General features: G+C 51.0%; 16 protein-coding genes. 3 read left to right on the forward strand and 13 right to left on the reverse strand.

From position 1 onward, the window contains the following. Positions 1-578: 578 nt before the first annotated feature. From L2725_RS06905 to L2725_RS06955, 11 genes are read right to left on the reverse strand one after another with little or no spacing between them, the layout of a single operon-like run. Positions 579-1,112 (reverse strand): DUF3833 domain-containing protein, encoded by a 534-nt coding sequence (locus L2725_RS06905; RefSeq protein ID WP_249248263.1) that lies wholly within the window; start codon positions 1,110-1,112, stop codon positions 579-581. Further along, entirely contained in the window at positions 1,100-1,711 is a 612-nt protein-coding gene (locus L2725_RS06910) for a chalcone isomerase family protein (protein ID WP_249248264.1), read from the reverse strand. The genes L2725_RS06905 and L2725_RS06910 overlap by 13 nt, the downstream gene beginning before the upstream one ends. Further along, positions 1,708-2,238, reverse strand: a complete 531-nt coding sequence (locus L2725_RS06915; RefSeq protein ID WP_249248266.1) for a DUF2878 domain-containing protein — start codon at positions 2,236-2,238, stop codon at positions 1,708-1,710. Before L2725_RS06915 ends, L2725_RS06910 begins: the two co-directional genes overlap by 4 nt. A gap of 1 nt (position 2,239) precedes the next feature. After that, a complete protein-coding gene (locus L2725_RS06920) occupies positions 2,240-3,484 on the reverse strand; it encodes an SAM-dependent methyltransferase (protein ID WP_249248267.1) in 1,245 nt (414 codons plus the stop codon). Continuing rightward, a complete protein-coding gene (locus tag L2725_RS06925) occupies positions 3,484-4,350 on the reverse strand; it encodes a DUF1365 domain-containing protein (RefSeq protein WP_249248268.1) in 867 nt (288 codons plus the stop codon). The genes L2725_RS06920 and L2725_RS06925 overlap by 1 nt, the downstream gene beginning before the upstream one ends. Further along, positions 4,347-5,660, reverse strand: coding sequence for an NAD(P)/FAD-dependent oxidoreductase (locus L2725_RS06930; protein ID WP_249248269.1), 1,314 nt, complete (start codon positions 5,658-5,660; stop codon positions 4,347-4,349). Before L2725_RS06930 ends, L2725_RS06925 begins: the two co-directional genes overlap by 4 nt. Next, positions 5,657-6,493, reverse strand: a complete 837-nt coding sequence (locus L2725_RS06935; RefSeq protein ID WP_249248271.1) for an SDR family NAD(P)-dependent oxidoreductase — start codon at positions 6,491-6,493, stop codon at positions 5,657-5,659. The genes L2725_RS06930 and L2725_RS06935 overlap by 4 nt, the downstream gene beginning before the upstream one ends. Continuing rightward, complete coding sequence (locus L2725_RS06940; RefSeq protein ID WP_249248272.1) at positions 6,490-6,993, reverse strand: nuclear transport factor 2 family protein; 504 nt, start codon at positions 6,991-6,993, stop codon at positions 6,490-6,492. Before L2725_RS06940 ends, L2725_RS06935 begins: the two co-directional genes overlap by 4 nt. A gap of 38 nt (positions 6,994-7,031) precedes the next feature. Continuing rightward, a complete protein-coding gene (gene phrB, locus L2725_RS06945; protein ID WP_249248273.1) occupies positions 7,032-8,546 on the reverse strand; it encodes a deoxyribodipyrimidine photo-lyase in 1,515 nt (504 codons plus the stop codon). After that, the gene (locus tag L2725_RS23205) at positions 8,543-9,454 is read right to left on the reverse strand and encodes a MerR family transcriptional regulator (protein WP_283164222.1); all 912 of its coding nucleotides are present in this window, start codon (positions 9,452-9,454) and stop codon (positions 8,543-8,545) included. Before L2725_RS23205 ends, phrB begins: the two co-directional genes overlap by 4 nt. Then, positions 9,444-10,400 (reverse strand): YbgA family protein, encoded by a 957-nt coding sequence (locus L2725_RS06955; RefSeq protein ID WP_249248274.1) that lies wholly within the window; start codon positions 10,398-10,400, stop codon positions 9,444-9,446. The genes L2725_RS23205 and L2725_RS06955 overlap by 11 nt, the downstream gene beginning before the upstream one ends. Before the next feature lie 335 nt (positions 10,401-10,735). Between L2725_RS06955 and L2725_RS06960 the strand changes: the two genes are divergently transcribed. After that, the gene (locus L2725_RS06960) at positions 10,736-11,881 is read left to right on the forward strand and encodes a putative sulfate/molybdate transporter (protein WP_249248275.1); all 1,146 of its coding nucleotides are present in this window, start codon (positions 10,736-10,738) and stop codon (positions 11,879-11,881) included. A 48-nt stretch (positions 11,882-11,929) separates the two neighbouring features. Here the strand turns inward: L2725_RS06960 and L2725_RS06965 are convergent, their stop codons facing one another. After that, on the reverse strand, positions 11,930-12,178 hold the full coding sequence (locus L2725_RS06965; RefSeq protein WP_249248276.1) for a hypothetical protein: 249 nt from the start codon (positions 12,176-12,178) through the stop codon (positions 11,930-11,932). 110 nt (positions 12,179-12,288) lie between these two features. Between L2725_RS06965 and L2725_RS06970 the strand changes: the two genes are divergently transcribed. Further along, on the forward strand, positions 12,289-12,540 hold the full coding sequence (locus L2725_RS06970; protein WP_249248277.1) for a hypothetical protein: 252 nt from the start codon (positions 12,289-12,291) through the stop codon (positions 12,538-12,540). Between the two features lie 29 nt (positions 12,541-12,569). Here the strand turns inward: L2725_RS06970 and L2725_RS06975 are convergent, their stop codons facing one another. Next, a complete protein-coding gene (locus L2725_RS06975; RefSeq protein WP_249248278.1) occupies positions 12,570-12,824 on the reverse strand; it encodes a hypothetical protein in 255 nt (84 codons plus the stop codon). A 389-nt stretch (positions 12,825-13,213) separates the two neighbouring features. Between L2725_RS06975 and L2725_RS06980 the strand changes: the two genes are divergently transcribed. Beyond that, positions 13,214-14,089 (forward strand): winged helix-turn-helix domain-containing protein, encoded by an 876-nt coding sequence (locus tag L2725_RS06980; RefSeq protein WP_249248279.1) that lies wholly within the window; start codon positions 13,214-13,216, stop codon positions 14,087-14,089. The last annotated feature ends 33 nt before the right edge of the window (positions 14,090-14,122 follow it).

A 14,122-nucleotide genomic window follows, 5' to 3' on the forward strand; every position in this document is an offset into this window, starting at 1 on the left:
AAAAATGTTAATACGAACAATATACTGCCGGTCAAAAAGAGCATCCAACATCGATCGCCATATTTATTCAATGTTTTATCACCAGCCTCTAAGTACTTTCTTGATAGCAAAAAGCTTATGAAACGCAATGAGTTAGAAATAGTGTTGTTTCGAAAAAACTGATTCGGCCAAGTTCTACATATAACTCATCATGCTTTTCTGAAAGTACGCTGATCATCTCAAGAAAACACCATATATATGCCAGGGTTATCGGCGCCATGAAGTAGCACAGTATCATCCAGACTGACTGCCAATTTTCTAAGGTCATCACTATCACTCCCTGACTAAAAACGCTGCTATCGCTTTGAGTTTACCTAACAAGCAAGCAGGCTAATGTCAGAGTGCCAGAGCAAGTAGTTTAAGATCTATAACCATTATGTACTGATATCAATCAAACAAACGCTTTGGGTCCTTGCGACTGATTCTCCCCAAATCCTACAAGATCAACAGGTATAGGAGTAAGAACTTATTGTCCGGCAGTATCTGAATCATCGACAGCCCGGATTCAAGTGACTTCAGATTTGATTAGTGTGAATAAGTTATTGCACCTTCTCAATCACCAGCGTTACCTGTGCAACCGTGATACCGAATTTAATAATATCGCTGCGATTGATAATGGTGTTGTCGTTGACCAAAAACATCCAGTCATCGAAGGTGACTTCATACTCACTGCCGTCGACGGGAAGAATCATGTCGTACTTCCATCTCAGTGCACTGCCAACGGCCTCGCCCTCAGCCTGCCCCAAAATATCTCCCGCCGTGCCTGTGTATTTGCCGTTCCCCAGTGATTCGATAACCCAGATGCGTTTCTGGATTTCACCATCGTCATATACAAAATCTTCATCCAGAGTCAGTTGGTTACCCTGCCATGTGGCGTCCATGGTGACGTTGAATTTACGTACCACCTTGCCAGAGAAATCCTGCACTACACCGGCTGCTGTTAATTTGCCCTGGAAAAACTCCTCCAGCACCAGTTTGGGTTCACTGCCACGATACTCCTGAATGTCGACGCTACCGCATCCGAACAGGCTTACAGCCAGCACTATTGCCCCAATCACCTTCAGCAGTCGCATGATTTATCTCCCATTAGCTGTGCCCTTAAATCCGGACGACTGGTATTCTCCGATAGCCATATAGCCAAAAAAGCCTGGGCAAAACCCGGAGATGACACATTGCCCAGCAGCTCACCGTTAAAGTAAAAATTACCGGAGTCTGCCGACAGACATTCAAACGCCAAACGCTCACCGTCGGTAACATCTGGCCAGAGCCCCAACAGCTCTTGTTGCCACACCAGAATTTGCTGCTCACTGAAATTAAGATGCTGCCACTGCTCAACCGTGGCATTTACCAGGTCGTCGGCCTCAATATCTCTTTGATACCGAATATCCAACTTCAATGGATAGTCGCCCTGACGGTATTCACCTGTGGGCGTCAGTAAACTGGCCTGATAAAGGTTGAACCAAAGCACGCTCATCTCACCCCGGCCCACTTCCAGCCAGCTGAGCGTTGAAGGGCTTCCCTCGCCATCCCGGTCAGGCTGGAATTGCGTTGATATTGGCTTACCCGGCCCCCACTCTTCGGAGACAATAGTCACTATATTGACCGCGTATACATTGCAGGACAGCAGCAGTGCGAGCACCAGGCCTGTGCCATTAAGCGTGGTTTTCATCATCTTTCCTCCAATTTAGGAGCCAGTTCGGGCCATATCGCACCCTTGGCGAGTACGACTCCCAGTGGCATCACTATCAGCCAGATCCCCCCCAATACAGCAGCAGTCAGCCAATCTCCCATAGGCAGAAGCACAGCATCGAAACGGGCTCCTGCAAGGTAGCTGACAGGGCCAAATATGGCCCCCAGCAGTGCAGCCAACCAAAGCGGTGACAGCTTTAAAAATCCCAGGGAAGCATTGAGAGTTAAGCAAAAATGGCACCAGAGTAATGCCAGCCAAATGGGTAAACTTGAAAACTCGAAAACACCCAGCCAGGTAAGCAGGCTATCAATTAGCCCCCCCAAGGTTCCGAGCATCAGCATAAGTCGCAAATCCTGCAATCGGTTGGGGGTCAAAGCAAAATGCACAACCAGCAAAGCCAGGCTCAGCAGTATCGCGTTATTGCCGTACAGCACGCCTGTCCACCACACCGCCTGGAAGCTCAGCGCGTTGATAACTACAAACAATCTGCTCGGCGGCTTTACAGGCATCTCATGCCTCCCGATAGCCGGGCTTTACCGCCACAAAGTGCACAGTGCTGGTCGAGCGCTCCAGAAAGCCACCTTCGCAGTAACACAGGTAAAATCGCCACATACGAATAAAGTCTTCGCCGTAGCCAAGTTCACGGATTTCAGGCAGAGCCCTCTCAAAGTTCTCCCGCCAGTGCAGCAGGGTTTTGGCATAGTCAGCCCCAATATCGTCGAGTGACCAGAGCACCATGTCGGATTTCCCACTCAACTGGCGGGTCATCTCACTGACAGATGGCAGGCAACCGCCGGGGAAAATATACTTCTGAATAAAGTCGACCCCTTTGCGATAACTGTCATAGCGCTGATCTGCAATGGTTATTGCCTGCAACAGCATACGGCCATCACTCTTGAGCAAACTGCTGAGTTTGGCGAAGAATCCGGGCAGGTATTCGTGGCCCACAGCTTCAATCATCTCGATGGAGACCAGCCTGTCATAGCTTCCCTCCAATAGACGGTAATCCTGCTTAAGCAGAGTAATACTGTCGCTTAGGCCCTCCGCCTCAACCCGTGCTTTTGCATATTCATACTGGGCATCGGAAATAGTGGTGGTGGTGACCTTAACGCCGAAGTGCTTTGCGGCATAAATTGCCAGTGCCCCCCAGCCTGTACCGATTTCCAACAGAGTCTGACCCGGTTGCAGATCAAGGCGCTCACAAATCGTCTGCATTTTGTGTATCTGTGCCTGTGCCAGTGTCGCCTGCTCATCCGGATAAATAGCACTTGAGTACAGCATCTCTTTATCGAGAAACTGCTGATACATGGCGTTTCCAAGGTCATAGTGGGCCAAAATATTGCGTTTCGAACCTTCAGCAGTATTGCGGTTAAACAGGTGTCCCAGGCGATTAAAAGGACGTGTGAGCCAACCGAACCTGGCTTCTATGGTATCCAGCAAAGGCAGGTTGGCCGCGAACAATCTCACCACGGCGGTCACATCATCACTGTCCCAGTGGCCCTGGATGTAAGCCTCTGCGGCGCCAATTGAGCCGCTGAACAATACCTGACGATAAAATCCCGGGTGTCTCACCAGAATATTGGCTTGCCAATCACTCTGCGGGTTGCCAAAGGCCATAGACTCTTTGGGCTCAAATGCCTCTTCAATCTGCAGATGCCCACGGGACAAGCCCGCCAGCGCACTCAGCAACAATCGTCTGGCCAGAGCATCCATCCATGACACACTTTTATCAGCTTGATTCACTGTTGTTTCCATTACTCTGTCCTTCTTATTGTTTGACCTTGTTCTTGTGTGTACTGAGAGCCAGCTTCACTCCCTTGTGCACTTGCCTTCAACCCACCCGGATGCCCTACAAAAGGCACCTTTTTCAGAAACAGCCGCAATGCATGCCAGTAAATGCCAGCCACTATGCGCCCTGTCATCAAAGGAAACCGCCTTACCATCCCTGCCAACGCCCCCGCGTTGAAAGGCTGACGACTTAACTCCAGTTGGGCACTGAACAGCTTTTGCTCACGCCGGTTTTCAATACCAATACGCAGAGATTCTGCCGGGGGACTTACCCGCCACAGATACTTCATATCCAGATCCATAAAGGGTGAGACGTGAAATACCTTGTCGGTAATATCCACGACCTTGCCAGGCTGAGACGCATCTACCTCAGACAAATCTACGAGGTAGTAATGCCGCTCATTCCAGGGGGTGTTACTCACCTCCGCCAGCATGTACCTGGCTTGCCCTTTGCAGTAACCAAAAAAGAAGTTCACCGGGCTGAAGTAGAGTCCGAAATGGCGCACCTGACCGGCAAAAACCAGGCGTTCACATGCCTGGTCAGCGCCCAGTTGTCTGAGTTTGAGTTCCAGCCGCATTTTCAGTGACCGGACACAATATTCCTGACCTGCCGCCACATCCCGACTCAGGTAATCACCAGCCCGGAAACTAATTGGCGCAAAGCCGGTTGCCGAGAACCAGCGGGAGCAGTCCTGCAGTTGGGAGATCTCATCGAGGTCCAACACCAGCATGCCGAAGTCATAACTGAAGCCGTGCCGCACAGGCTCGCGCCTCATATGGTGGACTTTGCCGCGGTATACCCCACTGTTAAAGTCTGACAGCTCTGCCGTCATGCCACCTCCTTACGACTTTGGCTCTGGTGCAAACTGAGCAGCGATGGGCCTTTGCTGTCCAGTTGAATACCAAATTTTTCGCATACAGCCAGGGCACTTTTGACCCCATCTTCGTGGAAGCCGTTATGCCAGTATGCTCCGGCAAAGAAGGTATGACGTTGACCACAAATCTCATCCTTACGTCCCTGGGCCAACGCACTCGCCTGATTGAACACAGGGTGTGCATAGGTAAAACGGCGCAGGATTTTTTCCGGGTCGATAGCCTGAGTCTGATTCAGAGTGACACAAAAAGTCGGTGCATCTGCCGGAAGACGCTGGAGTATGTTCATGTTGTACGTAACACAGGCAGGACGGGTGCTGTCGCCATCCAGACGGTAGTTCCAGCTGGCCCAGGCGGCTGGCCTGTCGGGCAGGAGAGAGGTGTCCGTATGCAGCACGACTTCATTGTCCTGATACTGCATATCACCCAGTATCTGTTGCTCCTGTGCGCTGGGGTCATCCATCATCGCCAGAGCCTGATCACTGTGGCAGGCCAACACCACAGCATCATAAAACTCATCGCCATACTGCTTGCTTCTAATCACCACACCTTCCGCCAGTCGCCTGATCCCCAGTACAGGGGTGGACAGACGAATACGGTCAGCAAATGGGGCCGTTAATCCCGGGATATAGCTGCGGGAACCACCGGCCAATACATACCACTGTGGTCTGTCTGTCACATTCAACAAGCCATGGTTATGGAAAAACTGAATAAAGAACCTGAGCGAAAAGGCTCTCATATCATCAATGCTGGATGACCAGATAGCGGCCCCCATGGGCAGGATGTAATGAGTCGCGAAAAAATCAGAGAAGTTCTCTTCCCTGAGAAACTGCCCAAGATCGCCCTGAGGATAATCGCCACTGGCGTGTATTGACTTACAACGGCGATTGAAACGTACGATTTCCGCCAGGAAACCCCAGAATCTGGGATTCAACCAATTGCGCTTCTGCGCAAATAAGCTGGTGAAGGTATGGCCATTATATTCCAGCCCGGTTTGCACATTGTGCACACTGAAGCTCATTTCGGTGGGCAGCGGCTCAATATCCAGACCTGCCAGCAGCTTTTCAAAATTTGGGTAAGTCCTGTCATTGAATACAATAAAACCAGTATCTATTGCCCAGGAGCGGCCACTTAGTTCCACATCCACTGTGGCCGTGTGTCCGCCGATATATTCATTGGCTTCAAATACCGTGACCTGATGTTCACGGCTGAGCAGGTTTGCACAGGTCAGCCCCGCAATACCACTGCCAACAACTGCGACTCTCTTCATGGGGTAATATCCTTATTTTGGTTGGTCTCGGCAGCCGTCCCCGAGGCAGCGGCTTGTTGCCCACTTTGTTTACTGGTGACTTTGGCGATCAAACTGCGCCACCAGCTGCCGGGCATCAGTGACATGAGTTTAAGCATCAAAGTAAATTTCTTTGGGAAATGGATTTCGGCATCGCCCCGGGCCAGGCCTTCACGTATCGCCCGGGACGCTTCATCAACCTCTATGGCCATGGGCATGGGAAAATCGTTTTTGTCTGTCAGTGGCGTTTTCACAAACCCCGGACAAATAAGACTCACACCTATATCCCGGGTATCTGCTCGGCTTTGTAAACTCGCAGCCAGGGTATTGGCCAGATAATTGACTGCGGCCTTGGAAGCGCCATAGGCTTCAGCACGGGGGAGTGGCAGATAAGTTGCGCTTGAACTCATCAATGCCAACCGCCCCCGCCGGGACAGCTGAGGCAGGAAGGCGTTAAGGCAATAGCCCACTGAGATGAGATTGGTCTGCACAATACGCTCAAACAAAAGGTCATCGAAGTGCAAGGGGTCATCTATATACTCGCAACTGCCTGCATTAAGGATAATCAGATCCAGCTTATGACCATCGAGCGCAGATTCCAGATTGCGACCGGCTACCTGCACCTGCTCTCTGTCAGTGGCGTCAAATACCAGAGGAGTGCAGCCATGGATTTCAACCAGCCGTGCCAACGCTCTGCCACAACCGAACACCTGCCAACCTTTTGCCAGATAATCCTGCGCCAACCTGGCACCTATACCTGAGCTCGCACCAGTGATTAACACTCGTCCGGTTACCACCTTTCCAACGCTCTTCATACCGACATCCTGTTTTTCAGCATGCGGATTGCGCCTCCCATCAAAGGCAGCTGCTCGTAAAGCATCTGACCCGCATCAAAGTAGTCTCTGTGATGAGTGATCTTGTCTTCAATCGTCAGCCAGCTCATGCCCTGAACACTCATCTCTTTGCCACCCTTCAGCCTTTTATGGGCATACCTCATGGTCCACTCAATGCAGGCCTGATTGCCGTCAGCGACCACCCTGTGGATGTCGAATCTGATATGCAGCAGGTTTTCATACATACCGGCGAAATACTGCTTGAGCGCCGCCCGGCCTTCGATGGTGTGTAAAGGGTCTGTGAATACTGCGTCTTGATGGTAAAGATCATCCAGCCTATGCAGGTTATGCTTGTCCAGGCTCTGATACAGGCTGATGAAGTCACGGATTAAAGGTGCTGTCTCCCCCTGGAGGAAGTCGGGGGAAACCGCAGAAATCGGGTCAGTATGTGGTGCGATTGCGTTTATCGTATTGTCAGTCATGGAGCCCTCCTGGAAATTGCCTCTGTTTGTACGCATCTCTATATGCCCTTTTGGGGTGCGCGTTTCATTGCAGACAGAGCATCCAACGCCCGGAGTCTCGCTGCTTTGTGGTCGACAATCGGGGCTGGATAGTCCAGCTCACTGGCAAACAGGTCTGCGCCCACGATGTCGGCAGTGTGCAATTTTCGGCTGGATACAGACGCTAATTGCGGCAGGAATTTACGGATAAATTTTCCCTCAGGATCAAACTTCTCACTCTGACTCAAGGGGTTAAAAATACGGAAGTAAGGTTGGGCGTCACAGCCGGTTCCCGCTGACCATTGCCAGCCGCCATTATTGGCCGCCAGGTCGCCATCTATCAGTTGCTGACGGAAGTATCTTTCCCCCCAGCGCCAGTCGATCAACAGGTGTTTGGTCAGGAAGCTGGCGACTATCATGCGTAGACGATTGTGCATCCAGCCCGTTTGATTCAACTGGATCATGGCGGCATCAACTATGGGATAACCGGTTTTCCCCTGACACCAGAGTGCGAACTCTTCAGCATTGTTACGCCAGCGGATACCATCAGCCAACTCGTTGAAGTTACGGGTTTTACTCAAGTTGGGAAAGGCCACCAGCAGGTGTCGATAGAAGTCGCGCCAACATAGCTCTGTTACCCAGGTAAAAGCACCTGCGTGCTCACCTGAATCATCTATCAGAGCACCGGGGAACCTGGCCATGGCCGTCGCCAGACACTGAGTCGGGCTGAGTACACCTATGGCCAAATAGGGAGACAGGCAGGAGGTTCCGTCCACAGATGGAATATCCCGGAATGCTCTATATTCCGCCAAATTGTGGTGTACAAACTCTTCCAGCAGTCTTTTGGCCTCCCCTTCTCCGGCTCGCCACAACTGACTGCTGCGCTTTTTACAATCCAGGGAGATCGGCTCAGTGACATCGAGTCTGGGGCCAACAGGCTCTGGCACGGCTAACGGCACAGCAGGCCTGTTCATCAATTGGCTCCGCCACGCACGGGAGAAAGGGGTAAAGACCCGGAACATCTTGCCGGACTGATTGAGCACAGTACCGGGTGGCAGTAGAGTGTGTCCCTCAAACAACTCAAAACCTATGCCCTGTTCGGCAAGCATCCTGCCCACCTTTTGATCTCTTTGGTGCTCATTAACTTCCGGCTCTGCGTGAGCAAATACACAGGCGATATCCAACTGCTGGCAAAGTTGACGCAGGGCAGAAGGCACATCCTCAAACCGGTCCAGGTGCAACACCTTAAACTCTATGCCCAGTGCCGCCAGCGAAGTCGCCAACATATTCAAGTGACGCTCAATAAAATCCAACTGGATTGGCGCGATATCATGACTCACCCACTGGGATGGGGTAGAGGTAAACACGCCATAAACCTTTGCTGGTCGCTCTGACGGCATCCCGGCATTTTCAGCCTGAGCTTTGACAAACTGACAGGCAGAGTAAAGCGGCCCATGGTCTGCAACCCTCAGGTCCTGACGAAACCACACCAGTGCATTTTGTCTTAAATCATTATTGGCACTGACAGAGGTCATAAGCGCTCCTCGATTAAGCGGGGTAAATTGGCTAGCTGGCCAGGGTTAATAATCGTCAGCGAGGTGAAGCCATGATAAACAGAGGCATATTGACCATAGAGTGCCACCGGAACCCCCAGCGTTTGTTGCAGGGATGCCAACTCATCCAGGTAAGAACCGGGCAAATCTGCCGGCACGGCCAGCACCAGACCATGAATGGTTAATCTGTCTGCTCCCAGTGGCAGCTGGAGTAATGCTGAAGCTGATAGCTGTTGCCAATGCATGTTCTCGGCAGTCAGTTCGAATCCCGCAAGCAGGCTTTGCCAACCTGAGTGCTCTATATCAATAAGGATACAGTGGCCTTTGAACGGCCCTTTCTGGCCGAATGCCAGCGCGTGTAATCTTCGTCCCAGCTGCGCCTGCAGCCAGGACGCGATAAGTTCAGCATCTTCCCGCGAAATAGTGTCAGCGTCATCACCTGTAACGACCTGATTAAGCCTCAGCTCCACCGCGTCAATCCAGGGCTTGAGCAGATGCCGGAAAAACACAGGAAATGGATACAAGGCTGACGCTTCATCCAAAGCGGACTGAAGCCGACCGGCATTCAACTCAATCACGGCCTGCAGCAGTACTTCTCTGTGCTTGTGCCACTCATCCAGAGTGCTGCAACTTTCCACCCCTTCATTACCGGCTGCCGGAATACTCTGCTCCAGCAGAGGCTTTACCCGGCTTATCGCAACGCCTTTGGCCAGCCACCCCAGAATATCTTCAATGCGGGTGATATCCTGCTCGCTGTAGAGCCTGTGGCCTTTGGGGGTACGGGCTGGATTAATCAGACCAAAGCGACGCTGCCAGGCCCTGAGGGTGACAGGATTCACCCCGGTTCGCTCGGCGACATCACCTATGGAAAGACGTGCTTCAGTATCCATAACGCAGTTTCAGCTCCTGTGGATGTGGCTTCAGATAAACCTGATCCTTTATATATTCGTTGGGATACTCTCTCAGGTAGTGATTGATCAGGGTGATAGGCACCAAAAGTGGTTGCAGCCCTTCCCGATACTCAAGAATGGCATCAGTCAATTCAGCCTTCTGCTGCTTACTCAATGCCCGTTTAAAGTAGCCTTGAATATGTTGCAGGGTACTGGTGTGATTGCGACGAGAAGCATGATGCTTCAATGTTTGCATAAACATTCTGAAGTAATCATCTGCCTGCCTGGCGAAGTCGTCACCAAGATTGGCAACCATAGGCCCAAGCTCCCGATAGAGCTTTTGGTTATGAGCCATCAGCAGGTACTTATATCTGGAGTGAAACTGCACTAATTTGTGCTTGGTCAGGCCGTCGGCCTTGAGCTGTTGCCAGTCGTTGTAGGCATATACCCGGGTAAAAAAGTTTTCCCTGAGAACCATATCGTGAAGACGTCCGGTTTCCTCCACCGGCAACTCTGGGTATCTGTCCATCAGGGCTTTGGCAAATACCCCTGTCCCTGACTTGGTGGCATTATTGGTACCGGGCTTATACTCAAGCACCCGCTCCATACCACAGGTTGGCGACTTGGCGCACAAGAGGTAGCCCCCCAGATGCCCCAGATGCTCGACCTTCATATCGCAAAACGCCTTCATCTCGGCGGTGACATCCAGCTTTCCGTCACCGCTTTGCAGCAGTATCACATCGCCATCTTTAACTTGGCGAATGCTCTTGCGCGGCGCCCCCATACCAATGGCCATCTCTGGACATACTGGCTCAAATTCGAAAAAGTTAACCAGTTCGTCGGTACAGTAAGGTGCTCTTTTATGACCACCATCAAACCGGACATTTTGTCCAAGCAAACATGCGCTTACACCTATTGTTATCTTATTGGTTTCGGTCTGACTCATCTTTGCCTCCTGCACTATTTGTATTCCATTACGCACTAAGCTTGTACAAGGATCACAATTTTGTACAAGTTTTTGATCAGGTTTTTATTAACTTGTTCAGGCGGGTGGGTTTGAGGTCCGGATACATGGGGGACAAGGGGAGATGTTGCCAATTTCCAGTTGGCTTAAATTGGGACCATGCAGGTCAGTTCAGTGAGTAAAGCTTGAGCTTTGGGTCAATCTGTCCTGCGTCTGAGTCAGTTGGGGGGTTAATCACTCCCTTTGACCAGAAAAAACCCGGATAAAATTGGCACTCTACTTGCTCTACAGGGTTAACTATCATTCCGGCAACCTGTATGCATTCCAACGTTTCACCTGCAAAACCCGCACAACCTTTATTAGCCGAAAGCTGTGGTGCCTTCGCCGATTTGGGCACCTTCCTGCCCCTGGTGCTTGGGCTTATCGCGCTTAACCAATTTAATGCGCCAGGGATCTTCCTTGGCTTTGGCCTGTTTGCCCTGCTATCTGCCATGGTATACGGCCGCCCTGTTGCGACCCAACCCATGAAGGTGATTGCCGCTTTGGTGATCAGTATGGAATTGACTCCGGGTATGATGCAGGCCAGTGCTATGATGATGGGGATCATTCTGTTGCTGCTGGCCTTCAGTGGTGCCATCGGCTGGCTAGCCAAGCAGTTGTCTCAGGCGGTAAGCGTTGGCATTCAGTTAGCTATCGGTCTGCAACTTCTGTGGTTGGGCTTTGGCATGATGAATGAGACCTTGTGGCTTGGAGTCACCGCATTTGCGCTGCTGTTCGCCAGTCGCTGGTTACCTATGGCCTACCTGATGATGCCGGGCGTACTGGCTCTGGGTATGGTTTGGCAGCATTTCGCCGGAACAGGCAGCACTATTAATGCCGCAGGCTCTTTGATGGACTTACAGTTCGGTTGGCCCAGCAAGGATGAGTGGCTGAGCGCTGCTGGTTTGTTGGTACTGCCGCAGCTGGCACTGACCCTGACCAATGCTGTGATTGCCGCCTCGGTCATCGGCAAGGAAACTTTTCCACAGGACGCTGCCAAGTTCTCACCAAAACGCTTTGCCACCACCTCAGGCCTGGCAAACCTGCTGTTGTCACCATTTGGGGGCATTGCCATGTGTCATGGCGCAGGCGGTATGACGGTACAGACACATTTCGGTGCCCGCACCTGGCGCGCGCCGGTGATTTTCGGCAGCAGCTGTTTGGCCATTGCCGTATTCTGGGGCTCAGATGTGAGCTACTGGTTGGGGATGATCCCTATGGCTGTGCTGGGTAGTTTGCTGGCAACTGCGGGGTTACAACTGGCCTGGTCGAAACGACTGCTTGATGGCAAGCCGTACTGCATTTTTGTGATTCTCGCCACCGCCTTCACCTGCCTGGCAATCAATGCCGCGGCAGGTTTGGCCGTGGGAATTTTGCTGGAGCATGGTCGCCGTCTTGGCAGACAAGTTCCAGCCTCCAAGTAATTGTCTATACATGCTGGCTCAGCGCCCTGTGGAAAAACTACTGCAGGGCTACATGCACTGGGCCAGCTGTCCCTTCTTGGTTGCGGCCATCACACAGCCACGCTCAGAATCAGATGCCTGTTTGCAGCTGGCCATCAACTCCTGAGATGACGGCGCCATATCCCCCAACACTTTTTGGGCGTGCTTCACCACCTTATCGCAATCTGATGCGGCGACGGGATCGTGCTGAGTACAACCGGTAACAGAGAGCAACATGGCCCCCAATATCAAACCTGACTGTTTGCTGTTAAAAACCATGTCTCCTCCATGAACATAATCAAAATCCAAAAGCTTACCTTCATAGCTTAGACGCTCATTTTGAGTCTGTTAGACTAGGCGCCAATTCCGGGTTAAAAACATCAGATTAAATGGCAAAACCAAACAAGAAGGGACCGGTACAAACAGTGATGATCCTGTGCACTCAGTGCAAGTCACCTCTTTTTAAGTATCGAAAAGGGGGCAAAGGCGCATTGGTGAAGTGTTTCCGGGAGAGAATTGTTGAGGACTATACTCAGAAGACTTGTCATTGCCCTGGCTGTGACCGGGAATTTGCCAGAGAAACACTGATAAGGGGCGCACCTGCTTATAAAATCATAGGCGGCAAAGCCATCATGAAATAACCAGAGGTCGTGCCGATTTCTGGGACGGTTTAGCTGAGACACTGCGCCAATTGACGACGACTCCCCGCAGACATAAGACAACCCCGTTCTTCATCTGATGCCACCTTGCATTCAGCCATCATGGCTGCAATGCTCGGAGACTTGACTCCCTGAATAAACTTCACATGTTCAACAACAGCCGGACACTGCTCAACCGGCACCTTCTTGTCCTTTCCGTGAGCAGATATCAAAATACTGACGCCAATTAATGAGGTCATTACCAGCATCGGTAACTTCACCGTCATGCTTCTGTCCTTCCATGGAAACCAAACCCATGAATAAGCCTAGACAAGAATATCCCTGCCAGCGAATCTGTCTTTGAATATTCACATCCCTCATAGAATCTACTGCTGGTTCAAACCAGAAAAGAGCACAATGTAATATCAGACGATTGAAAGCCATCAAAGCGAATGCAACATTATGATACAAATGAGAATCACCACAGGATTCATACGCTTGTATGCAGAGAAAACGGCAGAATAATGAATACATAGAGATGCAATAGAACAGGATTTACATTCAAAATCGAATTGACTTGCAGCTTGTAATGGCGCAACACTAAAACCCCTAAGCAAAATGAACCATTAACATACTTTTGACTGACGCAAGCTCAACCAAAGTAACGGACTACGCCATGCCTGAACACCATCAAGCGCTGAACTTTGCAGGGTTCGTGATTTCTGTAGAAACAAATCAGCTGTTTTATGAGGGTAAGGCCATCGCCATAGAATCCCGCCAGTTGAAATTGCTGGAATTGCTGGCGCTTGCGTATCCGGAAATGGTGAGCAAACAAGAGTTAATGGATATCTTGTGGCCAGAGACTGTGGTCAGTGAAGCTTCCCTCTCCAGGCTTATATCAGATACCCGCAAATTACTGGGAACTCTGGGTGCCAGAAAGGACCTGATAACCACAGTGCACAGACGGGGCTTTTGCCTCGGTGCGGAAGTACACCTAAACCAACTGAGCGAAGAGCTCCCCTCTACTTCTGAACCCAAGTCGGCAACAGCAGCGCGCTTAACTCCTGATACCAGCGACGCCGTCTTGCTGTCACGCAGATGTGTGTGGATTCTGTCGGCTATTTTATTGACCTTGCTCGGAATGATTATCTATCTGGTGGCATTTGATGACGAGCCTTCGCAAAACAATCAGGATTATACAGGTGTCTGGCAGGTGATTTTGCAGGTACAAACCCGGGAAAGTGCGCTTAACTCTGCAGGCAAACCTGTGTGTACAGACACCCAGCAAAGATATGATGTCATGATCAACAAAAAGGATGGCAACTACTATCTGCTGCAACCTCAATTTGCTGCGAAATTGGGTGCAGATCTGAGTGAACCTGTCATCCTGAGTCTTGAATATCCAGATGCGGGGGGCTATGTCACCACTGAGATGACCATTTCGTTTACCAGCTTAAATCGTATGAAGGGGCACAGCACCTGGGAATGGCGGGTAAACAAGGGGTCAAAGGTGCTATGTAGCGGCGATTCCATGTTCGACGCAGTGAAATAAAAATGTAGCCTGAACCCGGTTGTGGCTTCCGGA

It is taken from the genome of Shewanella corallii (assembly GCF_023349125.1).
Classification (GTDB): Bacteria; Pseudomonadota; Gammaproteobacteria; order Enterobacterales; family Shewanellaceae; genus Shewanella; species Shewanella corallii.

Excerpts from the sequence above, each read along its gene's own strand:
- L2725_RS06905 (WP_249248263.1), bottom strand. The coding sequence starts at position 1,112 with ATGCGACTGCTGAAGGTGATTGGGGCAATAGTGCTGGCTGTAAGCCTG.
- L2725_RS06910 (WP_249248264.1), bottom strand. The coding sequence starts at position 1,711 with ATGATGAAAACCACGCTTAATGGCACAGGCCTGGTGCTCGCACTGCTG.
- L2725_RS06915 (WP_249248266.1), bottom strand. The coding sequence starts at position 2,238 with ATGCCTGTAAAGCCGCCGAGCAGATTGTTTGTAGTTATCAACGCGCTG.
- L2725_RS06920 (WP_249248267.1), bottom strand. The coding sequence starts at position 3,484 with ATGGAAACAACAGTGAATCAAGCTGATAAAAGTGTGTCATGGATGGAT.
- L2725_RS06925 (WP_249248268.1), bottom strand. The coding sequence starts at position 4,350 with ATGACGGCAGAGCTGTCAGACTTTAACAGTGGGGTATACCGCGGCAAA.
- L2725_RS06930 (WP_249248269.1), bottom strand. The coding sequence starts at position 5,660 with ATGAAGAGAGTCGCAGTTGTTGGCAGTGGTATTGCGGGGCTGACCTGT.
- L2725_RS06935 (WP_249248271.1), bottom strand. The coding sequence starts at position 6,493 with ATGAAGAGCGTTGGAAAGGTGGTAACCGGACGAGTGTTAATCACTGGT.
- L2725_RS06940 (WP_249248272.1), bottom strand. The coding sequence starts at position 6,993 with ATGACTGACAATACGATAAACGCAATCGCACCACATACTGACCCGATT.
- phrB (WP_249248273.1), bottom strand. The coding sequence starts at position 8,546 with ATGACCTCTGTCAGTGCCAATAATGATTTAAGACAAAATGCACTGGTG.
- L2725_RS23205 (WP_283164222.1), bottom strand. The coding sequence starts at position 9,454 with ATGGATACTGAAGCACGTCTTTCCATAGGTGATGTCGCCGAGCGAACC.
- L2725_RS06955 (WP_249248274.1), bottom strand. The coding sequence starts at position 10,400 with ATGAGTCAGACCGAAACCAATAAGATAACAATAGGTGTAAGCGCATGT.
- L2725_RS06960 (WP_249248275.1), top strand. The coding sequence starts at position 10,736 with ATGCATTCCAACGTTTCACCTGCAAAACCCGCACAACCTTTATTAGCC.
- L2725_RS06965 (WP_249248276.1), bottom strand. The coding sequence starts at position 12,178 with ATGGTTTTTAACAGCAAACAGTCAGGTTTGATATTGGGGGCCATGTTG.
- L2725_RS06970 (WP_249248277.1), top strand. The coding sequence starts at position 12,289 with ATGGCAAAACCAAACAAGAAGGGACCGGTACAAACAGTGATGATCCTG.
- L2725_RS06975 (WP_249248278.1), bottom strand. The coding sequence starts at position 12,824 with ATGACGGTGAAGTTACCGATGCTGGTAATGACCTCATTAATTGGCGTC.
- L2725_RS06980 (WP_249248279.1), top strand. The coding sequence starts at position 13,214 with ATGCCTGAACACCATCAAGCGCTGAACTTTGCAGGGTTCGTGATTTCT.